Origin of the sequence: Paenibacillus sp. B-A-8, assembly GCF_048572915.1 — a bacterium.
Lineage (GTDB): Bacteria > Bacillota > Bacilli > Paenibacillales > Paenibacillaceae > Paenibacillus_AQ.
Window position 1 is genome coordinate 5037139 of the sequence record NZ_CP183882.1, and the last position, 13637, is coordinate 5050775.

The 13637-nt window shown below is 41.3% G+C and carries 10 protein-coding genes; 2 read left to right on the forward strand and 8 right to left on the reverse strand.

What is annotated here, in order from left to right:
• Nucleotides 1-165: 165 nt before the first annotated feature.
• The 8 genes from ACN6MV_RS22840 to ACN6MV_RS22875 form a co-directional block, all read right to left on the reverse strand.
• Nucleotides 166-1310 (reverse strand): IS3 family transposase gene (locus tag ACN6MV_RS22840; RefSeq protein ID WP_419884733.1). Its coding sequence is split into 2 segments (ribosomal slippage): nt 166-1022 and nt 1022-1310, totalling 1146 coding nucleotides; the frame shifts between segments, so codons are not numbered across the junction.
• Between the two features lie 135 nt (nt 1311-1445).
• The gene (locus tag ACN6MV_RS22845; RefSeq protein WP_419884929.1) at nt 1446-2585 is read right to left on the reverse strand and encodes a 5-methyltetrahydropteroyltriglutamate--homocysteine S-methyltransferase; all 1140 of its coding nucleotides are present in this window, start codon (nt 2583-2585) and stop codon (nt 1446-1448) included.
• A gap of 127 nt (nt 2586-2712) precedes the next feature.
• The gene (locus tag ACN6MV_RS22850) at nt 2713-3486 is read right to left on the reverse strand and encodes an ABC transporter permease (RefSeq protein WP_042129986.1); all 774 of its coding nucleotides are present in this window, start codon (nt 3484-3486) and stop codon (nt 2713-2715) included.
• Nucleotides 3464-4447 (reverse strand): ABC transporter ATP-binding protein, encoded by a 984-nt coding sequence (locus ACN6MV_RS22855; protein WP_375103552.1) that lies wholly within the window; start codon nt 4445-4447, stop codon nt 3464-3466. The genes ACN6MV_RS22850 and ACN6MV_RS22855 overlap by 23 nt, the downstream gene beginning before the upstream one ends.
• Nucleotides 4448-4681: 234 nt before the next feature.
• Nucleotides 4682-5785, reverse strand: coding sequence for an alpha/beta hydrolase (locus ACN6MV_RS22860; RefSeq protein ID WP_419884930.1), 1104 nt, complete (start codon nt 5783-5785; stop codon nt 4682-4684).
• Nucleotides 5786-5899: 114 nt separating this feature from the next.
• Nucleotides 5900-7597, reverse strand: coding sequence for a glycoside hydrolase family 3 protein (locus tag ACN6MV_RS22865; protein WP_419884931.1), 1698 nt, complete (start codon nt 7595-7597; stop codon nt 5900-5902).
• Between the two features lie 39 nt (nt 7598-7636).
• Nucleotides 7637-8989, reverse strand: coding sequence for an MFS transporter (locus ACN6MV_RS22870; RefSeq protein WP_042129991.1), 1353 nt, complete (start codon nt 8987-8989; stop codon nt 7637-7639).
• A gap of 282 nt (nt 8990-9271) precedes the next feature.
• Entirely contained in the window at nt 9272-11770 is a 2499-nt protein-coding gene (locus tag ACN6MV_RS22875; protein WP_419884932.1) for a GH39 family glycosyl hydrolase, read from the reverse strand.
• 207 nt (nt 11771-11977) lie between these two features.
• Here ACN6MV_RS22875 and ACN6MV_RS22880 point away from each other — a divergent pair, with 207 nt between their 5' ends.
• Together ACN6MV_RS22880 and ACN6MV_RS22885 are read left to right on the forward strand one after the other, a co-directional pair.
• The gene (locus ACN6MV_RS22880) at nt 11978-13318 is read left to right on the forward strand and encodes a histidine phosphatase family protein (protein ID WP_419884933.1); all 1341 of its coding nucleotides are present in this window, start codon (nt 11978-11980) and stop codon (nt 13316-13318) included.
• A gap of 151 nt (nt 13319-13469) precedes the next feature.
• Nucleotides 13470-13619 (forward strand): hypothetical protein, encoded by a 150-nt coding sequence (locus ACN6MV_RS22885; RefSeq protein WP_419884934.1) that lies wholly within the window; start codon nt 13470-13472, stop codon nt 13617-13619.
• Nucleotides 13620-13637: the final 18 nt, after the last annotated feature.

Genomic DNA, 13637 nt, shown 5'->3' on the forward strand with positions numbered 1-13637 from the left:
TATTAGGGAGGTTTTCCCTAATTACTCTCAATTCACTGGTATAGTGTAAACTAGCCAAGAAAATTCACGTACTCACTCTATATCAAAAAAACACCTTAAACCGAGCGGATGAACATCCGGGACTGACCCCCGTTTGTGAGACAGGGATCAAAACACCTTACAAGTTTAAGTAGCCAGTCGCCGGAAATCCATCGGTGACTGGTTATTTAGTTTCGCTTGAATTCGAATTGAGTTATAGTAAATGATGTAGTCTCGAATGGTCTTTACAACGATTGCAGTCGTTGTAGATGTGAGATCTTCGAGGTAGAACGTTTCAGACTTTAGAGTGGAATGAAACGATTCAATGGGGGCATTATCAGCGGGCGTTCCTTTACGGGACATGCTCATGGTAATGCCTTTTCCTTTTACAGCTTCCTGGTACGCAAAGGACGTATACACGCTGCCCTGGTCGCTATGCAACAACATCTTTTTCTGCTTTGGAAGTTGATTTAATGTATCCAACACCAAAGAGGTATCTTGTTTATCTGCTATACTGTAAGCCACAATCTCACCATTGTACAAGTCTAGAATGCTGGAGAAGTACAACATCTTCCCGCCAAATGGCAAATAGGTAATGTCCGTGACGAGTTTTTGCAGAGGTGCTTCTGCATGAAACTGTCGCTTGAGCAGATTTTCAAAGGAGTGTACAGATTGCCCAGTCACCTTTCGTTTTTTCATCCTCACGCGGCACTGAAGCCCCTCACACTGCATGATCCGCTGGACTCGCTTATGATTTATACTCTGCTCTATCCGAAGGAGCGCCGTGATTTTCCGGTACCCATAGCGGAATTTATGACGGATGCAAAGCTCCCGGATTTTCTCCACCAGTTTGTCTGTATGCTTTGTCCCCACACCTGCTTTCCAGCGGTAGTAAGTCGTTCTTGCGATTCCGAGCCATCTACAAGCCTCAGACACCGTCACTTCGTTTCGAATGGATTCAATCCAGGCAATAACGGCCTCTGGTTCCACCTCCTCTCCAACTCCTCGTACTTTTTTAGCAGATCTAATTGTTGTTTTAAGAATCGGTTCTCTGCCTTTACTTTTTCGAGTTCCGAAGAGTCCTCCGGACCTTTGCCATAGCTGTACTGTTTACCCACCGGCTGCTCCAAACGATGTCGTTCACCATTTCGATTCCATCTCATCCATGTCTTTAGCTGTGTCTTATTCCGTATTCCGAGCTGCTCCATAACCTCTTTCACAGGTACTCCTGCTAATCTCATTTCTATAGCTTTCATCTTTATTTCCACGGGATAACTTACTCTGGTTGCCAATGCAAAAACACCTCCAAGATGATCTCCTTATCTTACGACAAGGTTCCATTCTCTTGAAGGTGTTTTGATTTGTCTCACGTTATGGGGTCAGTCCCTCCGTACGGCTTAAGGTGTTTTTTCAACTGTTAACTTATATTAATTCCAGATCTCTTCAGCAATCTCTTTGATATAAGCAAGCTTGCGCCATTGCTGCTCTTCTGTCAGGTGGTTGCCTTCTTCCGTGGATGCGAAGCCGCATTGTGGGCTCAGGCAAATCCGGTTTAGATCGACATATTGCTTCGCTTCCTCAATACGCTTCAAAATATCTTCTTTGCTCTCCAGCTCACCAAATTTGGAAGAGAACAAACCAAGCACGACTTGCTGATTCTCTTTTAGGAAGCGTAATGGTTTGAAATCGCCTGCCCGTTCTGTATCAAACTCCAGATAGTAACCTGAATAGTTATTGATGTTCAGAAGCGTTTGTGCGATAGGTTCATAACCTCCACCAACTCCAGCATAAGTTGAAACATAATTTCCTCGGCATACATGTGTTGTTACAACAAGATCTTCCGGCAGACCAGATACAACTTCCTCGTTCAATTGCGCAAGCTCGCTCGCATATTCAGCTACATTCACACCAATCTGATTCATAAAAGCTATAAACTGCTCGTCGCATAGCGCTCCCCACGTGCAATCGTCGATTTGAATGCTGCGGCAGCCCGCTGCATAAAAGGCAAGAATCGACGCTTTATATGCTTTAGCAATATCTGAAATTAACTCTTCACGATTTGGGTATATTTCATTTGTGCTTTCCTTATTTTCTGCCCGGTCTAGCTCGAACAGGAATTGCGCAGCTGCAGGAATCGATTGACGAGCTACAACATCCTCACCAGCAGCGCCTTTTAAAAATTCATAATGCGATACAAAAGGATGGCTGCTATAGCTTATTTTACCGGTCAATCGGGCTGTTTCTGGTCTCGACTTCGCACCGTTAAATTGGTAGCCTTGATCAATAATCGTCCGCTCTACACCGTCAAAGCCCCAGAAGAAGTCAAGATGCCACCAAGAGCGGCGGAATTCGCCGTCGGTTACAGCTTGAAGACCTACTTCTTTTTGTTTCTGAACCAGCTTAACAATTTCGTTGTTTTCCACTTCCTTAAGCTGCTCAGCGGTAATTTCGCCGTTCTTGTATTTTAATCTAGCTTCTTTCAATGCCTGAGGGCGCAGGAAGCTTCCTACAATATCATATCGAAATGGGGTAACGGTTCGCTTTTTAGGTTCGGTTTGAATGCTCATATATTAATCTCCTCGTAAAAAATTATTAGAATTAATATAGCATATCCGATGGCTTATACCGTTACACCAATGAGCTATGGCAGGCTATAAGTATTAGCTATACCTAAAGAATAAACGATTGCGTGTGCTAATATTGTCCCAGAAGACCTTTCTTCATGGCTATTTTCTCACAGCGATCAAACACAACGAGTCCTAGAATCAAATAAACCAGCGAATTTAATATTAATACGCCATAATCTGATAAAGGTATATCCGTTAATGTTAGATTCTCCAGCATCACCGTTCTGACCATATTCACTCCTTTAACGAACGGGGCAAAGGCTAAAAACGGAGCAACAGTTATCGGAACAAATACAAGTCCCATCAAAACGAATTGAAAAATCTGCAGAAATGCTTGAATTTGTTTCACAATAATAGCTAATCCAGCAATCATAAAGCTAACGCCTACCATACTTATCATAGTAACAATAATGATTGGGATCGTTGTCATGGGGTTAAGACTCAACCACTGTCCGGAGGTTAGCATCGCACCAAACAGCAACAGGATCATAATAACGGACTGTAAGCCTAATTGACTGACGATCCGCGTGAGCATGATTTTCCATACCCCCATGGGGGACATATATAACTGCTCTAACGTTCCACGCGTCGCTTCCGTGATTACCGAATAACCAATAAAGTTCATCGTCATCATCGTTAAGCTCCAAAAGACTACACTTACAATGGAGTATTGAACATTCATATCAAAGCTGGCTGGATCCCCAATGAACATAATGCCAAAAAATGCACCTAGAAATATAATATAAAACGTGGCTACTAAAGCAATCGTGTTCGGCAGATAACGTTTCATCTCAATATATTCCTTACGAAAATTCGCATTAAATAAATGGAGCCATTTCATGCGTTTTACCTCCCTTCACAATCTGAATAAATACTTGTTCAAAATCAATGGTTATACGATCAATGCTTTCCACCATCGTTCCTTCCTCTTTCAGAAGATCGAACAACTCGTAGATATCCTGACCGTGCTCTAAATTCACTTCCACGATCGTTTCATGAGAGCTTGCTTTATAAGTACTTAAAGGGAATATACTCAACAGTTTTTGCTCCTGTTTTAGGCTTAATTGCTCACCTAATTTAATGGAATATGCCCTTGTTTCAAATAACTTAAGTAAGTTCTCTACCCTGTCGTCAATCACGACTTCACCCTTGTTAATGATAATGGCACGGTCACACAGCTCCTGAACGACAGGCATATCATGTGAGCTGATAATGATCGTACGTTTTTCTTCCCTTACTATTGTTTTTAGAATATTTCGTAATTCATAACTAACCTCAACATCCAAACCGAGCGTTGGCTCATCCAGTAAGATGACATCCGTGTTAGCTAATAACGCCACAGCGATAGCTAGCTTTTGTTGCATCCCCCGAGATAATCCATTGACTAGCTCATTCTCCTTTTCTTTAAGGTTGAATTGCTCTAATAATTTATCCGCTCGATCGGCAACTTGCTTTCGTGAGTACCCTCGATTACCTGCAAAATATTCTAGGTTTTCACGAACGGTAAGACGCCAATATATATTTCGGTTTCCCTCTAATACAGCACTAATATGCTCAAGCGCTTTAAGTCTCTTCTTACAAATATCTAGGCCATTAATGGATATAGAACCCCCATCCGATTCCAACAAACCACAGAGCATCTTTATCGTTGATGTTTTCCCAGCACCATTTGGCCCTAGTAAACCTAGAACCTCTCCACGATTCACATGAAAAGAAACATCACGAACGGCATGGATCTTCTCTTTCGTCTTTCTTTTCTCGTACACCTTGCTAATCCCGCGTACCTCTATAATTTTCTCCACCTAATAACCATCCTCTCCCGTACGATTTATATAAGTAATTCCATTGATAAATTTAATTTTATTTTAGTATCTAGATTTAAATAACTGGCTTCAGATGGAAACTTCCTCCGTCTGAGGAATGAGATTTGGGTATGGGGTATGTTTTTTACAAATACGACGAAAAGACACATCTCTTGAGATGTGTCTGGAATTTTATTTTCTTCACGAAAAAGAACTTCTACTGTCATGCAGTTATTATCCAAAAATGCGCTTAATTCCTTTAGCGATTTCATTCATACAATCCTCCGCTTGTGGATAAATACCGATTTTATCCATGAACGCGTGGTCCACTCCATTATAGCGGATATACTGTGTATTAACGCCTGCACGTTGTAGCTTTCTAGCGTAGGCTTCGCACTCAAGTGTCAAATAATCATACTGTGCAGTAATAATTAACGTGTCAGGCATACCGCTTAAATCTTCTACTAATAAGGGAGAAGTATAAGCGCTTGTTGCAGGAACCTTACCTTGTAAATAAATATTGTCCAGCATAGATGTCATATCACCCATACCCATCAATAGCCCCTTGATCAGCTCATGGTGATTGTTAATCATGTACTCTTCGATATTCCATTCGAAATCATCTGTCGCTGCCCCAGCCATGTTCACCGTCGGATAAAGCAATGCTTGGAATTTAATCATACCTGTTCCTAAATCTCTATCCTTCATCGCGCATACCGTTGATAAGTTCCCGCCTGCACTATCGCCACATACTGCGATTTGATTCGGATTTACATTTAGTTCTGCTGCATGCTCATATACCCAGCGAACAGCATCGAAGCAATCGTTAAATCCTGCAGGGAACGGATGCTCAGGTGCAAGGCGGTAATCCACCGAAACAACAACTGCATTTGCTTTCTCAGCAATTGCTTTACAAGGATTCTCCACTACATCCAAAGTACCTCCTAGGAAACCGCCACCATGGAAGAAGACTACCGCTGGGACATTCGAGCCTCCAGCTGGAGAATAGATCCGAACTGGGATAGAGCCCTCTGAACCTTCTATATCTCTCGATTCTGTACGAATATCCGTTGTTGTTACATCTGTATTCGGCCAGCCCATCATTGCACGCATCCCCTGAACCATTGCCATTAAATCGAACTCTCCCTCAGGTGGATTGCCCATCGCAGCCATCTTTTCAGCACTTTCGATTGTTGTCTGCAACACGCGGGCGTCCATTTCTCCCTCAGCATCTGAATCTGGAAGCTTTTTAATCATCATATCTAGACCTTTCACGTTCTTAACCTCTGTCCGTCTTTCTAGTTCCGCCAATAGATTTTCATATATATTTTTTTCCATGGTATGCTTCATCTCCCTAGTTAAAATCTTTGGTTTTATCAATTATTTGTAATAGATTATCATGTGTTTGCAATGTAAAATGTGATCTCCCACATTAATTTGCATCTAAAGCCATTACAATTTACTCTCCCAATAGGTACAGAATGGATCCACAGGATTTACCCCTTTGAACGGCGAGCGTCCTAACAACTTCTCCACCAATGCTTCATATACATACTCACTTGAAGAGTACGTATTAATAAATGTTTTCACCTGTGGTACATCTTGTAAATGGTAAGGACTTGCTGTGGAAATGAACAAGGTAGGTAACTCTTGTAAGAACCACGGCATATCAGCACCCATAGGCGGTGCCCAGTTAATTCGCACGACCGTTTGATTACTCATCGTTACGATATTGGCACAATAAATAGCTAGATCATATTTATCTGTTAAACTTTCAATGGAAGTCATCATCCAACTAAAGTCCAAATTTTCTCTATTAAAGATATCAACTATAAATCCCTCACGCTCTAGCTGCTCCACCAAAGTACGATAGGAAACTTCACTGCTATAATGCCCTACCTCATCGCCAAGTGAGAAGAATAATATGCGCTTATGACGTTCTGGACTAATGGGTAGTAGAGACTGTGTATCTTTCACTAGTGTAATAGCTTGGTCTGCACACTCTTGTGCCCACTTCTCATGCTCTTCACATTTCATCACTGAAAGTGCGTCCAGACCTGGAACAAGCTTATCTTCTTGTTGCTTACGATGTAAACCAAGAGAAGCTTTAAGTGCTAGAATACGTGTAACTGCTTCATCGACTCGCTTCATCGTCAAAATTCCATTCTCGATTCCTTCCTTCATATACTTATAATCTTCAGGCATGTTGCGGTTAAAAAGAAACATATCACAACCTGCAGCAATCGATTTAGGAACTGCGATTTCACGTTTCATCGCCATCGTGAACCCTGCCATTGTAGCAGCATCCGTCACGATCATCCCATTAAAGCCAAGCTTGTCACGCAGTAATCCGTTTAACAATTCAGGTGACAATGTCGCAGGCATTAACTCTTCATCACGAATGTCAGGCGAGAGTGCTCGTGAATAAGCTGGCAACATAATGTGACCAATCATCACCGTCATTGCGCCTTCATCAATCAATCCCTTATATACCATGCCGTATGTTTGATCCCAATCCTCTACTGAAAGCGAATTGATTGAAATGTGTAAATGTTGATCCCTATCATCCACACCATCCCCAGGGAAATGCTTAATGGATGCAGCAACGCCGTTCTCTTGTACCCCTTTAACATAAGCCTTACCCATACGTAAGACCCTCTCAGGATCAGAGCCGTAGGTACGTATATTTGTAATCGGATTTCTAAAATTCATATCGATGTCTACAACGGGCGCGAATGCCCAGTTGCAACCTACTGCTTTCCCTTCCCGCCCTGCAATCTGCCCAAGGCGGTACCCCATCTCTTCGTTGTCAGTTGCTGCAACCTGCATTTGCTTACCAAAGTAGGTACCTTCAGAAGCGATCCCATTACCTCCAGCTTCCAAATTCGCCGATACAAGCAAAGGTATTCGAGAATTTTCTTGCAGATAACGATGAGTGGATTGAACGCCTACACCCTCCCCAGGCCGATACATAATACCACCTGGCTGATAGTTCTCAAGCATATCTTGTAATTCAGTTTGATCATCATTCATCCCTAGGGGGCAGAATAGCTGCCCAACCTTAGCATCCAAATCCATTGACTCCAGCGTGTTCTTAACCCACTGAATATCCTCATTTTGTAAATAAAATGGCTTTCCCTTCAAGTCCATTATGATATACCCTCCACTTTAATTAATTATAATTCTTATTTAGGCTTCAATTCCCGTGTTGCCTCTACGAGCTGTCAAGTCACTAATCATTTGGGGCTCATCTTTATCTAGCTTATAGAACAGGAATAATAGAATAACAACGATATTCGCAATTAAGGGTAACCATACAAAATTGAATTCAATTGCTAGCAAAGCCGATGGCGCTTGCACTTGATTCGGTGCATATTTCCCTAAGGCTAGAACCCAAGCTGCAATCGCACCCCCGAGCCCCATTCCGAACTTAGCACCAAAACTGCTTGCGGCAGATAGTAAGCCTGGTGCCCTTACTCCTGATTTCCATTCTCCATAATCAATCGTGTCAGCAATCATCGCGAACAGTAGACCAAATGCAAAGCCCCCACCAAAATTACTGATTATGACACCCGTTAATGCAACAGGAACAGACATCATCTGTGCACCTAGATAGATAATGACTTGCCCCACGATACCAATGCTCATACCTATAAAGACCGCATTACGTTTACCTAATTTCTTACTTAAGAAAGGAACTAGTACAATCGCAAGCAACATTAGAACATTAAGGCCATTAACAAGCGGAATTAAGTCTTCTCTACCTAGGTTATATTTAAAGTAATAAATCGTAGCAGGACCCTTTGCTGTAACTCCGATAAATACGAACAGCCCAGTAGCCAAAAGGATCCACCAAGGTGTGTTCCCTTTAATTGCTTTTATTCCTTCTTTAAAAGGGACTGGACGATTGCCGTCAATTTGAACACGTTCCTTTACATTTTTAAATGTAATCAGAAAAAATACGACCGCTACACCAGCATAGATCATCATCGTTAACATAAAACCCTGTTTTTGATTGCCTTTTCCTAACGCATCAACAAGAGGCAGAGTCGCAATACTGACAAATATAGCGCCTACTTGCGCCAGAATCATACGAACCGATGACACTACCGTTCTTTCCTGTGAATCACTTGACATGCTTGGCAAAATCGAAGTGAGTGGCAAGTTAATACCTGCGTATAAAACATTCAGTAGAATATAGGTAACATACGCATAAGCCAATTTTCCTGTATCCCCGAAATCCGGCGACAGAAATGCAAGAATTGCAATTGCCGCGAACGGAAACGATAACCAAAGGAACCAGGGTCTGGATTTCCCATATTTTGAAGTCGTACGGTCAATCAACACTCCAAATATCGGTCCGTCGAACGCATCAATAATTCTCGCTAAAAGGAATAAGGTTCCTACAGCTGCGACATTCAACCCATATACATCTGTGTAGTAAAACATTAAATATAAGGTAACCGTTTGGAAAATAAGATTAGAAGCCGTATCTCCTAGACCATAGCTAATTCTTTCTTTCCATGAAACTTGTTTATTCATACACATACCCCCTGTAAATATCATAGTAAGGAAGCTTCGAGAACCGTAAATGTAATCCCTTACATTTGTGATTATAGACAATTTTTATCCATTCAACTTTCCGTTTCTTAATCAAAAATAGACCAAATTTCATGATTTTTTTATCAGTAAATTAAACGCTTTCAATAAAATCATAAAAAAGGGCTGACCCAAATCCATGAAATGGATTGCTTGGGTCAGCCCTTTCTGAGTGTAATGATTTATATAGTTATTTTTTAACCTATAAGATTTCATTTTGAAGCACTATGCATCATACACAGGCCATAGTTCATATAATCGAACTTCATGAGGGTTCAATTCACATTTAATATCAAGCGAGCCTTGGATATCAATCGTCTTCCTCACTTGATTGGGTACAGCCTTACGATTCAAATAGGCCACTTCATCTGCATCTAGTGAACTTGGAGCACCCATCTCAAGCCATGTATCATAGGCGCTGCCGTGATCCCGATTTATAGTAGTTTGACGAAGCTTGTATACACCACTTGGTATTCCTTGGATTGCAAAACTCATCTCTAAATTATTCGTGTCTCTGAAGACGTGATATCGATTCAAGGCGTCAATTCCTAGTGAATCAGACGTACCATACAATCGATCAAAATGACAATAATGGTAGACCATTAATTGATAGCCTTGCGACGATTTAGTGAGACAATATCCAGCGCCAAGCTCCATTAGGCGATCACCAAGCTTACCTAACAACTCATAAGCATAATAACCTGGCTTTTGGATTCCATTGCTCGTTATTAAGCCTAATCCACCATGAAACGTTTCCTCTGCTGGTGGCAGTTCCTCCAGTAAGTCCGTCAAGGACCAGTAAGCTAAGCTCTGCAGTTCATCTAAATTCTCAAGTACATTCTTCACAATATAAGCTGCCTTATAACAGGTATCGTTCGTCAAATCACGATGAAATGGTGTTGAATTCCATTCCGTTACATGAATATCAGGCAGGTGCGAGAGCTTTGCTTTCAGTTTATTTTTTAACAAATGAATCGTTTCATTCAAATAATTATCATTACTTAAGTGTATCCAAGATATTGGTTTATCTATTAATCGCTGCTCCCGTACTGGATAACTGTGAAACGAAATAACGTCGGGAATACAATGATTTGTGATACAGAAATCTAAATAATGATCTAACCAAGACTCTTGATATACCGTTTCTGAAAAAAGATCTGGACCCCCCATTTGGAATTTAGGGCAGCTCACTTTAACAGCTTGATAAGTCTGAATATACATTTCTCCATAATCCTCAAATGTATCCGGCCAAAAAATTTGCAGATCAGGTTCATTCCAGCATGCAAAATACCAATGCTTCATCTCTTCTTCGCCATACCGGTTTTTGCAGAACAAGAGTAATTGCTCCACGAGCTTTCTCCACTTTCCTATATCCTTGGGTTTACTTAGATTACTCTTCTTATAGAAGAAAGAAGACTCACTACTCGCTAAATCTTTAGGCATGAAGCCAAATTCAATATAAGGGCGTAGTCCAATGCTTCGTATGAAATCTATTAAATGTCCGACATAGAAGAAATTAAATATCGGATTGCCTTGTGTATCCTCACGATAGACCATCATCTCATCATCAAATATCCCATGAAACCTAATATGACTAAACTGGACCTTTCCCTGAATCAACTTTAAATGGGATTGCACTTCACTCATTAAAATTTCCTTCGCCTTGCTTATCGTACATATTTTTCGCCAATAAGGTTTAAACACCTTACTCTTACCGGAGAGCTGCACCCTAATTTCTTTTGTGACTACACCTTTTTCAAGCGTCTTATCGGCGATTTGCTGACCAGATGAAGGTAAATACTTGAACAACGCCTCATACGCATTCTCACGATCAAAATCCAAGTAAGTTGCATAATCATTTGAAGTCAGACTCTCATGCGCTTCATGCCTTTGCAAATCCTTACGGTATTGGATCGGTGTTATTTTATAAACTTCCTTAAACACCTTGTGAAATGACTTCAAACTCGGAAATCCATGGTCCATAGCAATTTGAGTAATGGAATGATCCGTGTAAGTAATATCTCTGACAGCATGCCTCAATCGAAGCTGATTGACATACTGACTAAAGGACTTCCCCATACTTTTTTGAAAAAAACTAGATAAATACGGAACCGATAAGTGTTCCTGCTCCGCAATATCGAACAAGCTAAGTGATTTCATATAGTTGCCTTGGATATAGTTCACAATACTTAACATACGCTCTGTATACTTGGAACCAATTCGACTACTACTATCTTCGCGACTCTCTCTGAATTTCCAAAGCAGTACGTATATTAGCTGCAATAATAACGACTTAATTTTGATCTCATAGCTATAATTTTCTTTGTTATATACCCACATCATTTCGGCTAATAAAGTGCGAATTTCATTAAATTTCTCTTGTTCTTCCTCTCCATATAGAAAGGATTTGCATAGGAACCTAACTTGATCGATTTCTGCAAATTCAGTTTTAATGAATGAAATGGGAATTTGCAAGGCAAGTACCAAATTATTCTCATGGGATTGGATGGAATGAACTTCATTGCTGTTGATGATCAAGACATCTTCTTCTTGTAGGGTAAATCTTTTCTTTTCAATATAGACATCGACTTTCCCTTTCAGAACGAACAGTAACTCAATGCTGTCATGCCAGTGGTCCTCCACAAATTGCGCATTATGAAGAAATATATTAATTGGCAAATCATTGTTCATTTGAATGCTTTCATAAACGTAATCCAAAGCCACCGTTCACCTCTCTTCATCCGTTGCTCGTAAATTCATTTTTATATAATAGCTTTTTTTAATTTGGATATATAAGTACATCTCACATTCATACGAAACACGAGAAAATACGCCTTGATTTTGCTTAAAAAATGGATATTTTGAATTTGATCCCCTCGATATAATAACAATGTTAACGCTTTCAAAATAGATAGTAAAGGGGATATATGTATGAACAAGCGTTTATCTAAGTTATTTACTGTCATGATGGCTTTCTTCGTTTTAAGTTCATTTAGTGTAGGCAATGTAGGTGCAAATGCAGATAATACCGCTAAAAAGGAAGACCAAGAGATTACTTTCTATCTGGTACGGCATGGAGAAACGATATTTAATGTACAAGAACGTATGCAAGGGTTCTCCGACTCTCCTCTAACAGAGAAAGGTATTGAAGTAGCCGAGAATCTAAGCAGAGGCTTGAAGAACATTCCGTTTGTTGCCGCGTACAGCAGTACGAGCGAACGGGCAAGCGACACGGCCGATATCGTTCTTGAAGGCCGCAATCTCAAGCTGATCAAAGACAAGCGTTTGAGAGAAATCAATTTCGGTGACTTGGAAGGCGCTTATCAAGCAGATGTTATGAAGCATACAAATGTTGCTTCGTTCAAGAAATTCGATTACACCTCGATGAACGGCGAGAATATGCAAGGCGTGTTCGAGCGGGCTAAAGCATCGCTGGATCAAATGGTTGAAGCAAACAAAACAAAAGGCGGGAATGTGCTTGTCGTTTCACATGGCATCACCATTCTCGATTTGGTCATGGGCCTCGACCCGAAAGCCTGGGATATGAGCAAGGGCGGCTTGCCGAATTCCAGCGTAACGAAGATTCAGTGGAAAGACGGCAAATATGCGGTGCAAAAAGTCGGCGATCAGAGCTATGCGGAAAACGGTCAAAACAAGCTCACGTTCTACTTCGTTCGTCACGGCGAAACGCTGTTTAACGTGCAAAAAAGGATGCAGGGCCTCTCGGATGCTCCGCTCACGGAAGAAGGCATCAAGGTAGCCGAGGACCTGGCACGAGGCTTGCACGACATTCCGTTCAGCGCAGCTTACAGCAGCTCTAGCGGACGTGCGATAGATACGGCCGATTCCATTTTGGAAGGCCGAAACATGATTCTGAAAACGGATAAACGCTTGAGAGAAATGAACTTCGGTGACTTGGAAGGCGCTTATCAAGCAGATATTATGAAGCATACAAACGTTGCTTCGTTCCAGAAACTCGATTACACCTCGGTGAACGGAGAAAACATGGCTCAGGTTTTTGCCCGGACAAAAGCGGCAGTAGACCAAATCATTGCCGATAACCAAGGGTCAAAAAAGAATATCATTGTCGTTTCCCACGGCATCACCATTTTGGATTTGGTCATGGGTCTTGATCCTAACGCTTGGGATATGAGCAAAGGTGGTTTGCCGAATTCCAGCGTGACGATCGTGGAATGGGAGAACGGCAAGTTTACGGTAGGAAAAGTCGGTGACACCAGCTATTTGGAAAAGGGCAAGGCACTTTCACATTAAGAAGTAGAACTGGTGCACACCTGTCTGCACAAGACAGGTGTGCACCAAATTAAAGGGAGGGGGCAGCTAGACTGCCCCCTCCCTTTCCCCTTCCCACTGAATTGACTTCCTGTTCATTTGAAAAAGATCTCAAGGAAATGAATTGGGGAACATGGGAATTACGGTAGCTTTAGGTGGTATATTCGGAGCTATCCTTCAACCTATGGCAGGTAACTTAATCGCTAGCGAAGGCTGGAGATATACCTACATCTTTTTGGGCATATTAGTAATGGCAGTTGTTATTCCAACAGTTATCTTTTAATTCGTTAGGAGAAAATAA